The organism is Micromonospora sp. D93 (assembly GCF_018070365.1).
GTDB classification, from domain to species: Bacteria; Actinomycetota; Actinomycetes; order Mycobacteriales; family Micromonosporaceae; genus Micromonospora; species Micromonospora ureilytica.
On record NZ_JAGPXW010000009.1, the window covers coordinates 63,747 to 83,382 of the forward strand.

Sequence of the window (19,636 nt, forward strand, 5' to 3'; positions counted from 1 at the left end):
CACCGGGTAGTGCTGTCGGATCGGGTGGAAACGTCTTCGGAGGCTCTCATGACCGGTTACCGGGTCAGCGATGTGATGACCAAGCAGGTGGTGTACCTGCCGGCCGAGACCACCCTGGACGAGGCGGCCAGGGTGATGAAGGAGGCCGACATCGGTGATGTGGTGGTCACCGATGGCGCCAGCCTCGCCGGCATGCTCACCGATCGGGACATCGTGGTGCGGGCCGTGGCGGAGAACAGCTCCCCTGCGGCCACCACCATCGGCTCGATCGTCACCCGTGAGGTCGTCATGATCGAACAGCACTGCACGGCGAGTGAGGCGGCGGCGCTGATGCGGGATCGGGGCATCCGACGCGTGCTGGTCTGTGACAGTGACCGCAAGTTGGTGGGGATCGTCTCGCTCGGCGACCTGGCCATGCAGCTCGACCCCACCAGCGCGCTCAGCGAGATCAGCGAGCAGTCACCCACCGTGTGACCGAGGCCCCGGCACGACGGCGGTAGCCTCGACGCATGGCTGACATGCCGGCCCGACTGGCCGAGATCGTCGACGAGTTCGCCGCCGCGCCGCGCGACCTGGTGCTGGAGCTGCTCCTGGAGTACTCGGACGTGCTCCCGGCGCTCCCGGCGGGCACCGCGGAGCGCGAGGGCATGGAGCAGGTGCCCGAGTGTCAGACGGCGTTCTTCCTACGCGCCCGGGTGACCCCGGTAGGCACTGTGGAGACGCTCTTCGACTGCCCGCCGGAGGCGCCCACCACCAGGGCGTTCGCCGGGATCCTCGCCGAGGGGCTGGCGGGGGCGAGCGCCGAGCAGGTGCTGGCCGTGCCGGACGACCTCTACCAGCGGATGGGGCTGGCGCAGGCGATCAGCCCGCTGCGGATCCGCGGCGGCACGGCGATCCTGGGCCGCCTCAAGCGGCAGATCCGGGAACAACTCGGCTGACCACGAGGTTGCCACCGATCATGGAGATCGAGATCTACGCGGACGTCATCTGCCCGTGGTGCTACATCGGCAAGCGCCGCCTGGATGAGGCCCTCGCCAGCTACGAGGGCGAGGTGACGGTGCGCTACCGACCGTTCCAGCTCGATCCTTCGCCGGTGCCGGAGCCCCGCCCGTTGGTGGAGGCGCTGGCCGGTAAGTTCGGCGGCCCGGAGCGCGCCCGGCAGATGGTCGACCACGTGATCCAGGTCGCGGCGGCCGACGGGCTGCGACTCGACTACGACCACGCGGTGATCGCCAACACCTTCGAGGCGCACCGGTTGGTGTCCTGGGCGACCGACCAGGGTAGTGCGGCCGAGATGGTGGAGGCGCTCTACCAGGCGCACTTCAACCACGGAGTCGACGTCGGGTCACGGGAGGCGCTGGCCACCCTGGCCGGCGAGATCGGCCTGGACGCGGCCGGCGCGCGCCGGTTCCTCGACTCCGACGAGCGTGTCGCCGAGGTCGCCGCCAGCCTGGCCGCCGCCCGGGACCTGGGCATCACCAGCGTGCCGACCTTCGTCCTGGCCGGGAAGTACGCGGTCTCCGGCGCGCAGGAGGTGCAGACGTTGCTCGCCGCACTCGCCGAGGTCGAGCAGCGCGAATCCGCCGCCCACGCACACTGAGTCACCAACCGCCGGGCGTCCGGCATCGATGATCACGATGTTTCACGTGCAACAACATCGATGTCGATGCCTGCTCAGGCCGGCCTGGCCAGCCCTTCCACCACCCGCGCTCCCGGCAACGCGCCCAACGCCGGCCCGGGCAGCGCGATCTTGCTGTGCCGTACGCCGGACCCGACGATCACGTGCGGTGTGGCGATGACCCGCGCGTCCACCAGGATCGGCCACTGGGCCGGCAACCCGATCGGGGTGATGCCGCCGTACTCCATGCCTGTCAACTCGACCGCGTCGTCCATCGGGGCAAAGCTCGCCTTGCGGACGTCCAACGCCCGGCGGGCCACCCCGTTCACGTCGGCACGAGTCGTGGCCAGGATGATGCAGGCCGCGTAGCGGACCACACCCTCGCGCTTGCCCGCCACGACTACACAGTTGGCCGACACGTCCAGCCCCACCTCGTACGCCGCGCAGAACGCCGCGGTGTCGGCGAGGTCGGCGTCGATCGGCGCGACAAGCACGTCGTTGACGTCCACGGGAGCGTCGGCCGGCCACTGCGCGATGGCCTCTGCGACCGGCGGGGCGAGCAGATCCAGGCGGGCACGGGCCGGTTCGGTCTTCAGCGTTCCCATCACGGGTGCGATCCTCGCATCCGCACCGCTGAACCGCCCGGCGGATCCCCGCCCGCCCGGTGACGCCACCGACCCGGGCCGGATCGATCCGGCGCTCAACTGCCGGCGAGGAAAGCGTTGTCGCGCATGAAGGAGCGGTCGCGGGCAGCCGCCAACTCCTCCTCGCGCTTGGCCTTGGCCCGTTGCAGCTCCAGATCCTCGAACGCGTGCCGGACACCCAGCCGGATCACGCCGTAGAGGAAGACGAAGCCGAAGACGTAGAGGATCACAGTGGTGACGACAGCGAACATGGCGTCACGGTAAGACGAACGTGAACCGTTGTTGCTCTCATTTCCGGCCGGTTCCCCCGTACGTGTCGGCCAGGTGGTCGGCCCAGGTCCGTACGGCGGTTCACCCCGAGCGGATCAGGTCCAACACGGTCAGCAGCGCGAAGAACGCGATCACGATCTCGTTGACGATCCAGGCGTGCCCCTCGGCCCATTCCCGCATCCGGGTCAACACCCGCGCCGCCCTGCTCCCCAGCAGCAGCAACGCCAAGAGGGGCAGCGCGAGCAGGAGCACGGTGAGCAGCACGAACGGCACCAGGTGCCACCACGGCAGATCGTGGCGGGCCACACTCGCCCCGACGGTGGCCATGGTCAGATCGTCGGTGGGCGTCGCCACGAAGAGCAGCGCACCCAGACGCAGCGCCTGCGGCGGACCGGCGTGCTCGATGCTCCCCAGCCAGCGCGGCGGTCCGGAGCGGTTCCGGCGTGCCCAGATCAACACGGCCAGGATCACCAGCAGGGCCAGCACCACCAGGTCGATGGCGGGCCCGCGATCGACCTTCCCGGCGACGGCGGCGGCGTCGGCGGCCACTCCGCCCACCAGCCGGGTCAACGACCACGCCACCGTCACCCCGGCGGCCACCACCAGCCCCGCGCCCGCGAGGAAGCCCAGCGACGACGCCCGGGGCCGATCCGACGAGGCCAGGAAAACCGCCACCACCAACTGCGTACCGGCGACCATGACCACGGCGAGCGGCAGAATGGTCAGGAAGTTCATCGCCCGTCATCCTTCCGGCACTTGCAGGTGGGACGCGGCCGAATCCGTGGATCACCCGGCCGGTCGCACGCCCCCGCCCACCACGACACGTCCGGCCAGCAACGCCCCGAGCAGCGCCAGTGCGGCGGTCACCACGAGCGTCGTCGTGTAGCTGGCCGGGCCTGGCGCACTTCCCGCCGCCAACACGGCCCCGGTCAGCGCGAGCACTGTCGCCGCGAAGAGGGAGTCGCTCAGTTGCAGTGACGAGCTGTTGCGGCCCTGCTCACCCGGTGCGGACAACTCCAGGGTGAGCACCGACAGCGACGGATAGAGCAGGCCCATGCCCAGACCCGCGATCGCCCAACCGACCACGGCGAGGGCCACCGGCAGCTCGGGCCGGACGGCCAGCGCGACAGTCGCGGTGCCCAGCGTGATGCAGCTCAGCCCGGCGCGCGGAAGGCTGGCCCGCGACGCCGGCACCGGCATCCGGCCCTGCAACCAGGAGCCCACCGACCACGCCAGCGCGCCGACAGTGAGGACCAGCCCGGCCGCGGTCGGCGAGAGGCCCCGTTCCCGGGAGAGCATCAGCGGAATGACCACCTCGGCGCCCACGAAGGCCGCCGACGCCAGGCCGCGCAGCCCCACGACGGTGGGCAGGCCTCGCGCCGCCCGGAGAAACCCGGCCGGCAGCAGGCGCGGGGCGCAGACCAGCAGACCGACCACTGCGAACGCGACAAGCACCAGGGCCGTGGCGCCGCGCTGCTGACCCCCGATGTGCAGCAGTGCGGCACTCACCGCGGCCCCGCACGCCCAACCGACCCGCGCGGCCGCACCTGCCGGCGGTCTCGTTGTCGCACTTCGGCCCAGCGACCGCAGGCCGGGATGGATCAGCAGCACCGCCGGCACCGCCACCGCCGGCACCGCCAGGAAGACCCACCGCCAGCCCAGGTACTGCACAATCAGGCCGGCGACCGCCGGCCCGACCAGCGACGGTATGACCCACGCCGCCGCGAACGCCGCGAAGATCCGCCGGTGCAGTTCCTGCGGGTACGCGTGCCCGACGATCACGTAGAGCGCCACCGAGAGCAGCCCGGAGCCGAACCCCTGCACGACCCGCCCGACGACCAGCACACTCATCACGGGGGCGGCCCCGGCGATCAGCAAACCGACCACGAACCAGGCGACGCCGTGCCACATCGGCCCACGAGGACCCCGGGCGTCGCACCAGATGCCGGAGACCACCATCGCCAGCACACCTGTGGCGAACGGGCCACCGAACGCGATCCCGTAGAGCGCCAGCCCGTCCAGGCTGCGGGCTACTGTCGGCATCGCCGTACCGACCGCCAACGCCTCGAACGCGAGGAGTGAGATCAACGCGACGCTGCCCACCGTCATCGCGCGCAGCCGGGGCGCGAAGAGTCCCGGTGCGGTGGGTGCGGCGGTGACGGTTGTGCTCGGCATCGACCGAGCATGCGACCTCAACCGGGATTCATGTCAACATCAGGTGACCCGGCTCTCGTCAGGCGTCCTGCAGCGCCTCCCCCAGACCGCGCACCAGTCCGGAAAAATGCTGGTCTGCCAGCAGGTGACCAGCGGTGATCACCACAGCGATCGGCCACTCGATGACCTGGAGCGCGGCGAGCACCCCCAGCCCGGCGTAGTAGACGACCTTGTCCGGTGGCGGCACCGCCACCTCACCCAGCATCGGCAGTTGAAACCGCCTGTTGTACATCTGGACGTTCTCGCGTGAACCGTTGAGATGTCGCGTCAGCGTGCTCATGCCGGCCTCCCCATGTCCGGTGAAGGTCGTCGGATTCCACGACCCACCCCGTCCATGCGCCAGCGACGACGGAAAATTCCGCCGCTCAGGGGGCATAACGGATGGCAGGTCGGGAAGCCAGGCCGCCGGACGTAAGCGCGGTGGGAGGACGACATGGGCAAGGTCAGGACGAGCGGCAACAGGGAGCCGGGCCGGCGTCCATCCAGCCGTACGCCTCGATGACGGCGGCGGGTCGCGCTGCCGGCCGCATCCTGCCGTCCTTCGGCGTGCCGCACCTCGTCGGCGAGGCGTCCCGGACGGTCAGCTCGGCCGCGACCCGGCTGGCCCGGACGGCCGGGCTGACGCGGCGTCGGGTCTGGTCCCGACCGGGCCGGCACCACATCGAGGTGCACGGTGTCTGCCAGGACGGCGGGAACCGGCTGGCCCGCCAGGTGGAGGGCGCGCTGGAGCGGATACCCGGGGTCGCCTGGGCCCGGGTGAACGCACCCTCCGGCCGGGTGGTGGTCGCCGTCCAGACGCCCGAGCCGACCTTGCGCGACCTGATCGCCACGATCGACCGGGTAGAGCGGACCTGCGATCATGACCCTGATCCGGAGATCCCACCGCCGCACCCACCGGAGGAGGGGCCGCGAACCCCGCGAACCCTCGGCGCGCTCGCCTCGGACGCGCTGGGCCTGACCATCTCGGCGGCCACCCGGGTCCTACCGTTCGCGCCGCTGCCCGGTGAGGTGGCCGGCCTGCTCTCCGCGGTGGACCTCCAGCCGAAGCTGCACGAGTTCATCGGCAAACGGCTGCGCTCCGACCCGCGCGCCGACATCCTGTTTCCGCTGGCCGAGGCGGTGGTGCAGGGCCTGACCGGCCGTTGGACGGGGATCGTCCTGGACGGCGCGCAGCGGGTGGTGCAGTGGGGTGAGGCGCGGGCCCAACTCTCCGCCTGGGAGCGGGCCGAGCCGCGACTGACCGGCGACGCGGAACGCGCCACCGCCCGCTGGCCGGTGGTCGAACGCCCCCGGCCGAAGCCGGACGGCCCGGTCGAGCGGTACATCAACCGCATGCTCGCCGCGGGCGCGGCCGCCGGCGCGGCGGCGGTGCCGTTCGCCGGGCCGAAGCGGGCCGCCGCGCTGGGCCTGTCCGCGCTACCCAAGGCGCCCGGCAGCGGCCGTGAGGGGTACGCGGCCCAGCTCGGCCGGATGCTGGCCCGGCGCGGAGTGATCGCGATGGACCGGAGTGTGCTTCGCGAACTGGACCGGATCGACACGCTCGTGCTCGACGCCGCGGTGCTCGGCTCGGACCGGGGCGTACTGGCCGATCTGGCACCGGCGTCCGACGCGGACGTCGACCAGGTGGCCGAGCGGGCCTTCGCGTTGTTCGACCCGGACGACCCGGGCGGTTCCCGTGCTGCGGACGGCTGGCGGCTCGGGCCGCTGGACCAGATGCCCGCGCACGACCCGGACGACATCCCGGACGCGGCCCGGCTCCGCTCCGCCGGCGGCCAACTCCTCGGCCTCGCCAACGGCGACCGACTCGCCGCACTGTTGCGGGTCGAGCCGGAACCCGCGCCCGGCGTCGACGGCCTGCCCTCCGCCGCCCGACACGCCGGCCTGAGGTTGGTCGTCGCCGGCGGAGACGAACAGCGGTACGGCTTCGCCGACGCGATACTCCCCGGCGGGGACCAGTTGGCCGAGTCGGTACGCGCGTTGCAGCGCGACGGCGCGGTGGTGATGCTGGTTTCCGCGGACCGGAGGGCGCTCGGCGCGTCCGACTGCGGTCTCGGGTTCGCCGCGCCGGAGGACCTGCCGCCGTGGGGCGCGCACCTGCTGGTCGGTGCCGACCTGCGGGTGGTGGCGCTGGTGATCGAGGCGACCGGGGTGGCCCGGCGAACGGCCCAGCAGAACATCCGGCTGGCCATGGCCGGCACCGGCCTCGGGGCGCTGGGCGCGTTCACGGCCCCGCCGCCCCAGCTGCCACATCGGGCGCTCGTCGCGGTCAACGGCGCCGCCGGGTTGGCCTTCGCCAACGGGGTCTGGCAGGCCCGCCGGTTGCACGACCAGTCGGACACTCCTGCACCCGTCGCAACCGCCTGGCACCTCATGCCCGTCGGCACCGTCCTCGACCACCTGCGCTCCACCCCGGACGGCCTGGCCAGCGCCGAAGCGCAGCGCCGACGCCACGGCTCCGAAGGCAACGGCGGCGGCGCACCCGGAAGTGGTGGGCTGCTGCGCGCCTTCGTGGACGAGCTGTCCAACCCGCTCACGCCGGTGCTGGCCGCCGGGGCGGTGCTCTCCGCATCGTTCGGCTCACTTGTCGACGCCGCACTGGTGGGCAGCGTGGTCGGTGGGTCCGCCCTGATCGGGGCGGTGCACGAGCGCAACACGGAACGGTCGCTGGCGGAGCTGCTGTCACGGTCGGCGGTGACCGCACGGGCCCGCCGGGACGGTGCCGAGCAGGTTCTCGCCGCCGAAGACCTGGTCCTCGGGGACGTCATCACCCTCGAACCGGGTGACTCGGTACCCGCCGACTGCCGGGTGCTCGAGGCGGTGGGCCTGGAGGCCGACGAGTCGTCGCTGACCGGCGAGTCGCTGCCGGTCGCCAAGTCCAACCGACCGGTGGTGGCCGCCGCCATCGCCGATCGACACTCGATGCTCTACGAGGGCACCACCGTCGCCGCCGGGCACGGCACCGCCGTGGTGGTGGCGACCGGCAACGACACCGAGGCCGGGCGCAGCCTGGCCCTGGTACGGCAGGCACCCCCAGCCAGTGGGGTCGAGGCACGGCTCGGCGCGTTGACCAGCGCCGCCATCCCGTTGGCGGCCGGCTCGGCGGTGGCGGTGGCCGGCGCGGGCCTGCTTCGAGGCGTACCCCTGGCCGAAACGGCGGCGACCGCCGCGAACCTCGCCGTGGCGTCGGTGCCGGAGGGACTGCCGTTCCTGGTCAGCGCAGCGCAGCTGGCCGCGGCCCGACGGCTGGCCGAGCACGGCGCGTTGGTCCGCAACCCACGCACGATCGAGGCGCTGGGCCGGGTGGATGTGCTCTGTTTCGACAAGACCGGCACCCTCACCGAGGGCAAGTTGCTGCTCGCCGGTGTCGGTGACGGCGTCGGTGACCGGTACGCCCCGGTGGACCGGTTGGACGACCGACTCCGGATGACGTTGGCCGCGGCGCTGCGGGCCACTCCCGCCGCGAAGAATCCGGAGGAGTTGGCGTTGCAGACCGACCGGGCGGTCCGGCGGGGCGCCGGGGTGGCCGGGGTGGTGGAGCAGACCGGTGCCGCCGGGTGGCGGGCTGCCGGAGGGCTGCCGTTCGAGCCGTCCCGCGGCTACCACGCGAGCATCGGACAGACTGACGGTCACCTGTTGTTGAGCGTCAAGGGTGCTCCCGAGACGGTGCTGCCGCGCTGTTCGTCCCGACGCACCGACGGTCGTCAGGAGCCGCTGGACGACGCCGGCCGTGCCGATCTGGAGCGGATGCTCGCCGACCGGGCCGGTGCGGGAAACCGGATCCTGGCCGTCGCGGAGTGCCCGGTGAACGACCCGAAGGTGACCGATTCCGACGTTCGAGGGCTCACCTTCGTGGGCTTCCTGGCCCTCGCGGACGGTGTGCGGGAGAGCGCCGCCCCGGCGGTACGGCGGATCCGGCAGGCCGGTGTGCACACCATCATGATCACCGGTGATCATCCGGCGACCGCCGAGGCGATCGCCGCCACCATCAGCGAGCACGACGAACAGCGGGTGGTCACCGCCGCTGAACTCGACCAACTGGACGACGACGCGCTCGCCGAGCGGTTGGCCAACACCGACGTGGTGGCCCGGTGCACCCCGGCCCACAAGGTGCGGATCATCCAGGCGTTGCAGAAGTGCGGGCGGACCGTGGCGATGACCGGCGACGGCGCCAACGACGCCCCGGCGATCCGGCTGGCCGACGTCGGCATCGCCCTCGGCCAACGGGGCACCCCGGCCGCCCGCGCCGCAGCCGACCTGGTGGTCACCGACGACCGGCTGGAAACCATCATCGCGACCCTGATCGAAGGGCGGGCGATGTGGTCGTCGGTGCGGCACGCGCTCAGCATCCTGGTCGGCGGCAACCTCGGCGAGATCGCGTTCAGCGTGCTCACCGCCGCGGCGACCGGCCGGTCCGCGCTCACCGGACGACAACTGCTGCTGGTCAACCTGCTCACCGACCTGGCGCCGGCGCTGGCCATCGCGGTCCGGCCACCCGCGTCGGACCGCACCGACGCGCTGCTCCGGGAAGGCCCGGACACGGCGCTCGGCGAGAGCCTCACCAGAGAGATCGGGCTTCGGGCGGCGGCCACCACGCTGGGCGCGACCGCGGGCTGGACGTTGGCCCGCTACACCGGGCGCCGCCAGCGGGCCGGCACTGTCGCCCTGGTGTCCCTGGTCGGCACCCAACTCGGGCAGACCATCCTGGCCGGCGGCACCAGCCCGGCCGTGCTGGCCTCCACGGCGGCGTCACTGGGCGTGCTCGTCGTGGTGGTGCAGACACCCGGGGTGAGCCAGTTCTTCGGCTGCACCCCGCTCGGGCCGGTGGGCTGGACCATCGGGGCCGGTTCGGCGCTCGGCGCGACCTTCGCCAACGGCGCGCTCACGAAGTTGGTGGAACGCCTCCCGGAGGCCCGCCATAACCGGACCGGATCCGGTGCCGAGCCTGCGGCGGACGGTGGTTCCGCCGACTGACCGGACGCGCCAACGGCGTGCCGTGGAAAGCCGATTCCTCGATGCTGGTGGTCCACCGACCCACCAGCACCGAGGCGGTTTCATGCGGCGGCGATCAGGTCCGTGGCCGGTAGGTCAGGCGGCGCAGGACGATCTCGGCGGGGCCGGGCTGCTTGCGCTCGTCGAGCTGACGGGCGATCAGGACGGTGGTGAGCCAGACGGCCACCGCGATGATCAGACCGGTCACCGTGGGGCTGCCGAACCGGTCGCCGAGGGCGAGCGTGAAGGGCGCCAGGAGGACGAGCCAGGCCACGGAGTGGAACAGGTATCCCGACAGGGAACGCTGACCCAGTGCGGAGAGAGCACCGACGACGGGACCGGATCGGTTGGCTCGCATGGCGATCAGGCCGAAGACGGCCACGTAACCCGGTCCGGCGAACATGCCGCTGGCCCCGTGAAGCAGCAGCATCAGACTGGCGGCCGACTCGTCGACGTGCAGCCATCCGGCACTGACCAGGGCTGCCGGGAGGCCGCCGGCGACTGCGACGCCGAGGCCGAGGGCGGCGGTCCACGTGAGCAGGGTCCGGTGCCGGGCCGGCTCTTCGAGGACACGGCGGCGAGCGGCCCACATGCCCAGCCAGGCGATCATGATGAAGGGCAGGACGGTCAGCGTGTGCACCGGCCATTCGCCGAGGCGATCCAGCATGGACGCGACGTAGCCGGACGCGGCGAGCGAGTCGACGTGGCCCGACGGCAGTGGGGCCGACCCGCCCGACCCGCCGAGGATGCCGCTCACCACCATGGCGCCGATGACCAGTATCTCGACCGCCGACAGCGCCCAGAGCACCAGCACGATGCGGTGGAACCTGTCGCTCCGGCGGAGCAGAAACAGGGTCATCGCGATCCCGACGATCCCGTACGCGCCGAGGAAGTCGCCGTAGTACAGCAGCGCGGCGTGCGCGAACCCGAACACGACGAGCCAAAGGTTACGACGCAACAGTACGGAGCGGACCTGCTTCGGGGTGGCACCGGAGGCGTCCTGGCGGCGGGCGAGCTGGACGAGCCCGTAGCCGAACATGACGGCGAAGACCGGATAGCCGCGGGCGTGGACGAGTTCGAAGAGCAGGAAGTTGAGGCCGCGGTCGACGCCTTCCGGCGTGGCGTCGAGGCCCGGCTCGCCGGCGAAGACGACTCCGGCGACGTTGGCCAGCGCGATGATCAGCAGCATTGCTCCCCGGGCCAGGTCGGGCGCGAGAGCCCGCTCGGCGCGCAGCACCGGCCCTCTCGATGTCTGCGGTGCGGTGTCAATGCTCATGGTCGTCTCCCCGTGACTCGCCTTTAGCTTCAGAGAGAAAGTATCACGCGTACACTAATGCTGTCTGTCATGATGTGGACGTAACCTTTCCGGGCGAACGTGGGAGCCCATGACCAGCGACGATTTCGTTCCGGCGCCACTACGCCGGCTGTGGGGAATGTCGGAGTCGTCGCGTCTCGGGCGGCCCGCGTCCCTCGACGTCAACGTGGTCGTCGCCGCGGCCGTAGGGATCGCCGACCGCGACGGGCTCGACGGCGTGACGCTTCCCAAGGTCGCCAAGAGCCTCGGCTTCACGAGCATGTCGCTCTACCGGCACGTCGGTTCCAAGGACGAGCTGCTCACCCTCATGGCCGACGCCGCACTCGGCCCACCCCCGGACATCGACACCACCGACTGGCGGGAAGGGCTGCGCAGCTGGGCATTCGCGCACCGTGCGGTGCTTCAGCGTCGGCCGTGGCTGACGCGCGTGCCCGCCGCCGGACCGCCCTCCGGGCCGCATCAGATCGCCTGGATGGAGGCCGCGCTGGCGATCATGTCCGGCACTCTCCTGGACTGGGCGCACAAGATCGGTGCGATGTCCCTGATCAGCGGCTACGTGGTGCAGTCGGTACGGCAGTACGGCGAACTCGCCGAGGGCAGAGCCGAAGGCCAGGGCCAGGCCGACGCCGAACGCGACTACGGCCGGGCGCTGGCGCGACTGGTCAATCCCGACCGCTTCCCCGAGACGGCCCGGCTGTTCTCCTCGACGCTGTTCGAGTCGCCACCGTCCGACACCCCCGACGAGGCGATCGCCGACGCGGACTTCACACTCGGGCTGGAGTTGATCCTCGACGGCATCGCCGTCCGGATCGCGCGCTCCGACCCCTGAACCCACCCCGTCACCACCCCGGCGGCGGCGATCATCAGAGCGACGATGCCGAGCAGGGCTCCGATCAGCACCGTGCTGTGCACACCGTGGCTCGGTAGCGCGAACCCGGCGACCAGGGCGCCACCGGTGATGCCGACGTTGACAGCGGCAGAGACGGTGGCGGCTGCGATGTCGGAGCGCCCGGGCGCCACCTGCAACACGACGCCTCCGAGCGCTGCGGTGAACGCCGCGAACGCCAGCCCGGCCAGAGCGAGTAGGCCGACGGCCACGTACGGCCGGTGGCCGAGCGCGTACAACCCGAGCAGCGCCACCGACTGCAACGCGACTGTCGTGACCAGGGCGAGCCAGGGGCTGCGGTCCACCACCGCTCCGACGGCGAGGATCCCGAGCACGCTGGCGACACCTCGCGCCAGCAGGATGGCCCCGACCGACGAGGCGGCGAACCCGCTGACCTCGGTCACGAAGAGAGCGACGTAGGTGTAGGCGGCGATGGCGCCGGCGGTCGCCAGGACAGCCACCGCGACCAGCAGCCAGAAGCGGTAGATGTCGGGCGTCGCGCCCCGAGCGGCATGTCCCTGGTCGGGCGGAGTCGAGGGCAGCAGCGAGGCGACCACGACGAGCACAACCGCGCCGAGCCCGGCCACCGCCAGGAACGACATGCGCCAGCCGGCCCGTTCGCCCAGCCAGGTGCCCACGGGCACTCCCAGGAGCAGGGCGACGTTGCCGCCGGCGAACACGATCGCGACCACCCGCCCGCGCAGTGCGGGTCGGAACAGCTCAGCCGCGGCCGGAACCACCACCGCCCAGAACAACGCATGGGTCGCCGCGGTTGCCATCCTGGTCGCCAGCAGCAGCGGGAACGTGCTCGCGAACACCGTCGTCGCGGTGCTGACGACGAAGCCGGCCAGGAGCACCGACAGGAGTCGCCGCCGAGGGACCTTCCTGGCCAGCACCGTCAACGGGATCGATGCGACGACGACCACCGCGCCGTACGCGGTGACGAGCATGCCCACTTGCGACGGTGAGACGGCCAGGTCCGTGGCCATCGGGAGCAGCAGGCCGATCGGCAGCGCCTCGGCGGTGGTGTAGAGGAACGTCCCCCCGGCGAGGCCGATCAGCGCGCCCACTGCCCGTCTGCGGTCCATCCGACGCTCCCACTGTTACCGGCTAAAAGATGTATGCCAGAAACAAGCTAGTGATGCCTCGGCGCAGGGTCAACTGGTAAAGTCGGCTTTGATGGAAACAGATGAGGGCGTCAGGCGGATGCACCTGGTGGGCGGCAACCTCGCCCTGGACTTCATCAACACCCGCACCGGTCCACCCGTCGGGCCCGCGGACGACGACGTGCTCACCGGCTACCCAGGGTTGGTCGACTGGGGCGTGTACGCGGGCGCCCTCACCGAGACCGAGGCCGCAGCGATGCGCCGGCTGTCTCACACCGATCCAGACGGCGCCCACGCTGCCTTCGCGCGAGCGCAGCGCACCCGCGACAATCTCGACGAGATATTCCGACCGCTGGCCGCCGGAGAGAGCCCGAACGCGCGCGCACTGGCCCAACTGAGGAACGACGAAGCCGACGCGCTCGCCCACGCACAACTCGAGCGTGGAAGCACGTTCGGGTGGGCCTGGCGGGATGACCGGACGCTGGTCCGGCCGCTACGGCCAGTGGCGCACGCAGCGGTCCAACTACTCACCGGCGGGCCGCTGGACCGGATCAAGGGATGCGGAGGCTGCCGCTTCATCTTTATCGACGAGAGCAAGAACCGCAGTCGCCGCTGGTGCAGCATGGACGACTGCGGAACTACCGAGAAGATCCGCCGCTACGTCGCCGCGCGACGCACACGTGCGACGCGGTGAGCGCCGAGCCAACAGTGAGTGTTGGTGGAGCCCAGGGGACTCGAACCCCTGACTCGCCCCGCCCGATACGATCGCGACCTCGTTCGCACTGCGGGAAGCCCATGAGATCCGCATGCGGCCGCCCCGGCAGTTCCCATGCTGAGAGTAGGTTTCGTCAATGGCATGCCGTATCGGTGAGATCGTGCTCAAGTGCCGCGATCCCGAGGTGCTGGCGCGGTTCTGGTGCGAGATCCTCGACTTCAGAGAGCTCGATCGCGAAGAGGGGGTTTACATCGAGATAGGCCCGCGCGAAGGGTTCGGCGGCCCACAGCCGACGATCTTCCTCATCCGCGACGACGAGCCGAAGAACGGGCATGCCCGGCTGCACATCGACGTCAACCCCACCGACCGCGATCAGGACGCCGAACTCGAGCGCCTCCTGGCCGCCGGGGCCAAACTCGTCGACATCGGTCAGCCTGCGGATGCGTCCTGGCACGTCCTCGCCGATCCAGAAGGCAACGAATTCTGCCTACTCAGGCGCCGCCTCGACCCACTCTGACGGCCCTCGCCCAAACGATCGACGCAGCCGCCGACAATTCAGAATCAGGAGGGAGAAGAGCCCGGTGACCTGCGCCGGAGCTTGGTGGAGCCCAGGGGACTCGAACCCCTAACCCCTGCCTTGCAAAGGCAGTGCTCTGCCAGTTGAGCTAGGGCCCCTTGAGTGGCTGCGGCGACGATCGCTCGTCGCCGGGCCCGACGTCAGCGCAGATCGGGCGCGGTGGTCGCCTCGTGCCACAGGGCACGCTCGTCGTTCGACGCCTTGATCTTGTTGAACACGACGGCGGCTACACCGACGACGCCAGCCAGAATCAGCAGCTTCTTGAACATGGGGCGACCCCTCGCGCTCGACTACCGTCGGACGACTTGCGGTGGGGCTAGATGGAATCGAACCATCGACCTCAGAGTTATCAGCTCTGCGCTCTAACCGACTGAGCTATAGCCCCGCGTTGCGACGAGCAAGATTAACCCATCCGCTCTGCCAGCCCCAAATCGGGGTCCGGGCCTACGAGCCGGGCCCGTCGCCACCTGCAAAACCTACAGGAGTACGAGACGCCGGAGCGACCGCATTCAGCGGTGCTCCGGCGTCCCGGTGGCTCAGTCCCGCTCGGCGAGGGTCAGCTCGATCCCACCGACCAGGTCAGCGCAGACGTTGTAGACGAACGCGCCGAGCGTGGCCAGCGCGGTGAACAACACCACGTTGACCAGGCCGATCAGCGCCGAGCTGAGGATCACGCCCTTGGCGGTGATCTGGAAGCCGCTGGTGCTCTGCCCACCGCCGGCGTTGACCAGGTCACTCAGGCTCTCGTTGACGCTCTGGAACACACCCATCGCGTCCAGCGCCAGGTACAGCACCGAGGTGGCGACCACCACGACGATGAACAGCACCACCGACACCGCGAATGCGAACTTCATCACGGACCACGGGTCGATCCGCTTCAGGTTCAGCCGGGCCCGGCGCGGTCCGCGGGAGGCGGCCGAACTGACCGACGTACGCGCCGCACGCACCGCGTCACCGACGCGGGCGGCTCCGACGGCGGACGCGTTACCGATCCCCGGCGGCAGGCCACCGCCGCTGGCCGGACGGCCGGCAGCCGCAGCGGTACGCGCCGAGTCCGGCTGCGGCTGGGTCATGCCCGGTGTGATCCGCGGCTGGGTGCCGGTGGACCCGGTCGACGCCGCCGGACCGGGCCGGACACCGATCGGCTGGGTGGTGGCCGGACGGGCCGAGGGTGCCGCCGCCGGCCCCGGAGGGTTGGCGGCGACCGACGACGTCGGCGTCTCGGCGCTGGACGCCTCGGCCTTGTCGCCCGACCCCCCGTCCTCGCCAGGCTGCTCCGGCGGCGGTGTCATACCCGGAGCCCTGGTGAACTTCGGGGCAGGCGCGTCGGCGGGGACCGTCGCCCGGCCTACGGCCGCGCGGCCGGTCGCTGGTGTGCCGCCCTTGGCGGCCTCCTCGTCGACCGGGTTGGCCGAGGTCCCCGAGTTCCCCGACTTCGCCTGTGTCTCCGTCATTCAACTAGTCCTGTTCGTCAGGCTCGTCGGCATTGCGAGCAATCGCCACGATAGTCACGCCGTCCGGGAGGTCCATCAGCTTGACCCCCATTGTGTTCCGGTCACGCGTACGGCGTACAGGCTTCACCGGAGTCCGAATGACACCACCGTTGCTGGTGATCGCGAACAGCTCGTCGTCCGGATCGATCACCACCGCGCCAACCAGACCACCGCGCCGTTCGGTGATCTTTGCAGTCAACACGCCCTTACCTCCCCGGCCCTGCACCGGGTATTCCTCGATCGGGGTCCGCTTCGCGTATCCCCCGTTCGTGGCCACCAGCACGTCCAAACCTTCCCGCACGACTTCCATGGCGAGCAGGACGTCGTCGTCCGTGAAGCGCATGCCGATCACGCCCGAGGTGGCCCGGCCCATCGGCCGCAACGCCTCGTCCGAGGCGTTGAACCGGATCGCCTGTGCCTTCTTCGAGACCAGCAGCAGATCGTTCTCCGGCGCAACCAGCGCAGCACCGACCAGCTCGTCCTCATCGCGCAGGTTGATCGCGATGATGCCGCCGGAACGGTTGGAGTCGAACTCCTCGAGCCGCGTCTTCTTCACCAGGCCGTTCTTCGTGGCCAGTACCAGATAGGGGGCTACCTGGTAGTTCGGGATCTCAATGATCTGCGCTATCTGCTCGTCGGGTAGGAAGGCGAGCAGATTGGCCACGTGTTGGCCCTTGGCTACCCTACTGGCCTCCGGCAACTCGTACGCCTTGGCCCGGTAGACACGGCCCTTGTTCGTGAGGAACAAGATCCAGTCGTGGGTCGAGCAGACGAAGAAGTGGCTGACGATGTCGTCCTGCCGCAGCGTGGCGCCACTGACGCCCTTACCGCCGCGCCGCTGCGAGCGGTACAGGTCGACCTTGGTCCGCTTGGCGTACCCGGTGCGGGTGATCGTGACGACCACGTCCTCGCGGGCGATGAGGTCCTCCATCGAGACCTCGCCGTCGAACGGGATGATCTGCGTCCGCCGTTCGTCGCCCCACTTGGTGACGATCTCGCCCAGCTCCTCCGAGACGATCCGCCGCTGCCGCTCCGGCTTGGCGAGGATGTCCTTGAGGTCGGCGATCTCGATCTCGAGCTTGGCCAGGTCGTCCACGATCCGCTGCCGCTCCAGAGCGGCGAGCCGGCGCAGCTGCATGTCCAGGATCGCGGTCGCCTGGATCTCGTCGATCTCCAGCAGCCGGATCAGGCCCTGCCGGGCGTCGTCCACGGTCGGCGAACGCCGGATCAGGGCGATCACCTCGTCCAACGCGTCCAGCGCCTTGCCCAGGCCGCGCAGGATGTGTGCCCGCTCCTCGGCCTTGCGCAGCCGGAACGCGGTCCGCCGGCGGATCACGTCGATCTGGTGCTCGACGTAGTAGCGGAGGAACTGGGCCAGGTTGAGCGTGCGCGGCACCCCGTCGACGAGGGCCAGCATGTTGGCGCCGAAGGTCTCCTGGAGCTGGGTGTGCTTGTAGAGGTTGTTCAGCACGACCTTCGCGACCGCGTCGCGCTTGAGCACCAGGACGATCCGCATGCCGGTACGACCGGAGGACTCGTCGCGGATGTCGGCGATCCCGGCGAGCTTGCCCTCCTTGATCAGCTCGGCGATCCGCTCGGCGAGGTTGTCCGGGTTGACCTGGTAGGGCAGCTCGCTGACGACCAGGCACGGGCGGCCCCGCTTGTCCTCCTCGACCTCCACCACTGCCCGCATCCGGATCGAGCCGCGACCGGTGCGGTACGCGTCCTGGATCGCGGTGGTGCCGACGATCAGGCCGTGGGTCGGGAAGTCCGGGCCCTTGACGATGCCGAGCAGGGCTTCGAGGGTGGTCTCCTCGTCCTCCTCCGGGTGCTCCAGGCACCACTGCACCGCCGCGCCGATCTCCCGCAGGTTGTGCGGCGGGATCTTGGTGGCCATGCCGACAGCGATGCCCTCGGAGCCGTTCACCAGGAGGTTGGGGATCCGCGACGGCAGGATGGTGGGCTCCTTGGCCCGGCCGTCGTAGTTGTCCTGCAGGTCGACGGTGTCCTCGTCGATGTCCCGCAGCATCTCCATGGCGAGCGGGTCGAGCTTGCACTCGGTGTTGTGGCTGACGAAGCCGTCGGAGACGAACGAGTGGTCGTCGGTGTCGACCCGGACGCTGTAGACCGCCTGGACGCCAGCGTCGGTGATCTGCGCCACCTCGGCGTAGTAAAAGCGCCCGTCGACCAGCGGCTCGACCACGTCGAGCACCTCGGTGTTGGTGATCCGGGCGGCGATCTCGTCGCGGTCCCGCTCCCACCGCTCCACCCGGTCCACGTTGTGCCGGCGCAGCCAGTCCCGCTCGGTCCAGCGCTGCGCGCCGTGCTCGCGGATGAACTCACCGACCAGCGGCACGTGGTCGCTGGAGAGCGCGGTGCTGCTCGCCGGCACCTGGGCCAGCTCGGCGTCCAGCTTGGCCTGCTTCCGGCCGAGGAAGCCGACCTGCGCGGCGAAGATGCGGGCGTCGCGGCGGTTGGTCACCACGACCTTGATCTCGCCATTGTCGTAGCGGGTCTGCCGGCTGATCACGCCGAACTCCAACAGCAACTGCTGGACCTCGCGGGCCAACCGCTCACTACGTGTCGAGTACGAGACCTGGATGGTGCTGCGCGGCAGCAGCGATGACGAACCGTCGCCCTCGAAGAGCGCCTGGAGGAACGCGCGCTTGACCGCGGCCGGCCCCTGCCAGACGAACTCGGGAACGAACTTCGCGGCGCTACGCGCCCCCACCAGGTCACCGAGAATCGAGCCAGTGAAATCGGAGGTCCAGCCCCGCAGCTTGTGCAGCGTCTTACCGGTGACCGTCGTCTCGGTGCCGACCCAGCGTCGACCGCCCACGGCAAGGTCGTAGGCAGCCAGGACTCGGACAAAGAACTCCCGGTCGCAATTGTCAAACCCAACCCGATCGGCGGAGGTCCAACCCTCGCTGACGTAAGCACCCGCGAGGACGGCCGCCTCGACGTGCTCCAGCATCGGGTAGCCGATCTCGTCCGGCACCGAGCGCTGGAGAACGACCCGGTCGCCCGGGGAGATCTCGGCGAGCAGCTTCCACAGCAGGGTCGGCACGCCGGCGACGTCCACCAGGCAGAGCACCGGGTGGTTGTGGGTGCCGGTCAGCTCGTACCCCTCACGGGTGCGCAGCCGCAGCGTGGGGTGCTCGCCGGAGTGGAAGAACTTGGAGGCGCGGACCAGGTCGCCGTTGCGGTCGCGGACCTTGAGGTCGATGTCGGTCTCGCTGGACGGCGCCGCGCCGGGCACGATGTCGCCGACCCGGACACTGCCCTCAGCGGTACGAATCCGGACATCTGCCGTGACGCAGTATCGCATCGCGGCAGCCGGATCATTACCGGGCGAGCCGAAGTTGCCGTTGCCGTCGACCAGCGGGTAGCGCAGCGACCAGGACTGCGCCATCCGGACCAGCGCGTCGTAGATCGCCGAGTCGCCGTGCGGGTGGAACTGACCCATCACGTCACCGACGACACGGGAGCACTTCACGTAGCCGCGGTCCGGACGGTAGCCGGAGTCGAACATCGCGTAGAGGATCTTGCGGTGGACCGGCTTGAGGCCGTCCCGGACGTCCGGCAGCGCGCGACCGACGATGACGCTCATCGCGTAGTCGAGGTAGGAGCGCTGCATCTCCACCTCGAGCCCGACCGGTTCGATCCGGTCGTGCGCGACCACCGCGGCGATGGCCTCGGCGGGGACCTCGGGCTCGTTCGGTGTGGACTCGGGAGAATCGGTCACTGTATACCCTTATCAGACGCAGAGTCGTTTTCGTGCTGTGGATAACCGCTGTGGATACCGGCCA

Annotated in this window: 16 protein-coding genes, 2 tRNA genes and 1 pseudogene; 7 read left to right on the forward strand and 12 right to left on the reverse strand. The window is 70.4% G+C overall.

What is annotated here, in order from left to right:
• Positions 1–48: 48 nt before the first annotated feature.
• From KBX71_RS13140 to KBX71_RS13150, 3 genes are read left to right on the forward strand one after another with little or no spacing between them, the layout of a single operon-like run.
• Positions 49–474: a CBS domain-containing protein gene (locus KBX71_RS13140; RefSeq protein WP_196920390.1), complete on the forward strand. Its 426-nt coding sequence runs from the start codon at positions 49–51 to the stop codon at positions 472–474.
• Between the two features lie 35 nt (positions 475–509).
• Positions 510–938: a SufE family protein gene (locus KBX71_RS13145; protein ID WP_210818202.1), complete on the forward strand. Its 429-nt coding sequence runs from the start codon at positions 510–512 to the stop codon at positions 936–938.
• A gap of 20 nt (positions 939–958) precedes the next feature.
• Positions 959–1,600 (forward strand): DsbA family protein, encoded by a 642-nt coding sequence (locus tag KBX71_RS13150; protein ID WP_210818203.1) that lies wholly within the window; start codon positions 959–961, stop codon positions 1,598–1,600.
• Positions 1,601–1,674: 74 nt separating this feature from the next.
• Here KBX71_RS13150 and KBX71_RS13155 read toward each other — a convergent pair whose 3' ends face one another.
• The 5 genes from KBX71_RS13155 to KBX71_RS13175 all read right to left on the reverse strand — a co-directional run bounded on the left by KBX71_RS13155 (position 1,675) and on the right by KBX71_RS13175 (position 5,026).
• Positions 1,675–2,223 carry a YbaK/EbsC family protein gene (locus KBX71_RS13155; RefSeq protein ID WP_210818204.1) on the reverse strand — a complete coding sequence of 183 codons (549 nt, stop codon included), beginning with the start codon at positions 2,221–2,223 and terminating at the stop codon, positions 1,675–1,677.
• Between the two features lie 95 nt (positions 2,224–2,318).
• Positions 2,319–2,513, reverse strand: a complete 195-nt coding sequence (locus KBX71_RS13160; RefSeq protein WP_124816139.1) for a hypothetical protein — start codon at positions 2,511–2,513, stop codon at positions 2,319–2,321.
• A gap of 100 nt (positions 2,514–2,613) precedes the next feature.
• The gene (locus KBX71_RS13165) at positions 2,614–3,267 is read right to left on the reverse strand and encodes a GAP family protein (protein WP_210818205.1); all 654 of its coding nucleotides are present in this window, start codon (positions 3,265–3,267) and stop codon (positions 2,614–2,616) included.
• A 51-nt stretch (positions 3,268–3,318) separates the two neighbouring features.
• Entirely contained in the window at positions 3,319–4,707 is a 1,389-nt protein-coding gene (locus tag KBX71_RS13170; RefSeq protein WP_210818206.1) for an MFS transporter, read from the reverse strand.
• A 58-nt stretch (positions 4,708–4,765) separates the two neighbouring features.
• Positions 4,766–5,026 (reverse strand): hypothetical protein, encoded by a 261-nt coding sequence (locus KBX71_RS13175; protein ID WP_196928930.1) that lies wholly within the window; start codon positions 5,024–5,026, stop codon positions 4,766–4,768.
• Positions 5,027–5,244: 218 nt separating this feature from the next.
• On the opposite strand from KBX71_RS13175, the gene KBX71_RS13180 reads away from it, so the two are divergent.
• Complete coding sequence (locus KBX71_RS13180) at positions 5,245–9,717, forward strand: HAD-IC family P-type ATPase (RefSeq protein ID WP_210818284.1); 4,473 nt, start codon at positions 5,245–5,247, stop codon at positions 9,715–9,717.
• A 94-nt stretch (positions 9,718–9,811) separates the two neighbouring features.
• Here the strand turns inward: KBX71_RS13180 and KBX71_RS13185 are convergent, their stop codons facing one another.
• Positions 9,812–11,011, reverse strand: a complete 1,200-nt coding sequence (locus KBX71_RS13185; RefSeq protein WP_210818207.1) for a DUF418 domain-containing protein — start codon at positions 11,009–11,011, stop codon at positions 9,812–9,814.
• A 109-nt stretch (positions 11,012–11,120) separates the two neighbouring features.
• Here KBX71_RS13185 and KBX71_RS13190 point away from each other — a divergent pair, with 109 nt between their 5' ends.
• Positions 11,121–11,879, forward strand: a complete 759-nt coding sequence (locus KBX71_RS13190; RefSeq protein ID WP_210818208.1) for a TetR/AcrR family transcriptional regulator — start codon at positions 11,121–11,123, stop codon at positions 11,877–11,879.
• 287 nt (positions 11,880–12,166) lie between these two features.
• On the opposite strand, the pseudogene KBX71_RS33680 reads toward KBX71_RS13190, so the two are convergent.
• A pseudogene (locus tag KBX71_RS33680) lies at positions 12,167–13,024 on the reverse strand (MFS transporter); the annotation flags it as partial.
• 127 nt (positions 13,025–13,151) lie between these two features.
• On the opposite strand from KBX71_RS33680, the gene KBX71_RS13195 reads away from it, so the two are divergent.
• Positions 13,152–13,736, forward strand: a complete 585-nt coding sequence (locus tag KBX71_RS13195; protein WP_210818209.1) for an ABATE domain-containing protein — start codon at positions 13,152–13,154, stop codon at positions 13,734–13,736.
• Positions 13,737–13,893: 157 nt separating this feature from the next.
• Positions 13,894–14,274 carry a VOC family protein gene (locus KBX71_RS13200; RefSeq protein ID WP_210818210.1) on the forward strand — a complete coding sequence of 127 codons (381 nt, stop codon included), beginning with the start codon at positions 13,894–13,896 and terminating at the stop codon, positions 14,272–14,274.
• Positions 14,275–14,356: 82 nt separating this feature from the next.
• Here KBX71_RS13200 and KBX71_RS13205 read toward each other — a convergent pair.
• The 5 genes from KBX71_RS13205 to gyrA all read right to left on the reverse strand — a co-directional run bounded on the left by KBX71_RS13205 (position 14,357) and on the right by gyrA (position 19,572).
• Positions 14,357–14,432, reverse strand: a tRNA-Ala gene (locus tag KBX71_RS13205).
• A 42-nt stretch (positions 14,433–14,474) separates the two neighbouring features.
• The gene (locus KBX71_RS13210; RefSeq protein ID WP_209444550.1) at positions 14,475–14,603 is read right to left on the reverse strand and encodes a DLW-39 family protein; all 129 of its coding nucleotides are present in this window, start codon (positions 14,601–14,603) and stop codon (positions 14,475–14,477) included.
• 42 nt (positions 14,604–14,645) lie between these two features.
• Positions 14,646–14,719, reverse strand: a tRNA-Ile gene (locus tag KBX71_RS13215).
• A 151-nt stretch (positions 14,720–14,870) separates the two neighbouring features.
• Positions 14,871–15,788: a DUF3566 domain-containing protein gene (locus tag KBX71_RS13220; RefSeq protein ID WP_210818211.1), complete on the reverse strand. Its 918-nt coding sequence runs from the start codon at positions 15,786–15,788 to the stop codon at positions 14,871–14,873.
• Between the two features lie 4 nt (positions 15,789–15,792).
• Positions 15,793–19,572 carry an intein-containing DNA gyrase subunit A gene (gene gyrA / locus KBX71_RS13225; RefSeq protein ID WP_210818212.1) on the reverse strand — a complete coding sequence of 1,260 codons (3,780 nt, stop codon included), beginning with the start codon at positions 19,570–19,572 and terminating at the stop codon, positions 15,793–15,795.
• Between the last annotated feature and the right edge of the window lie 64 nt (positions 19,573–19,636).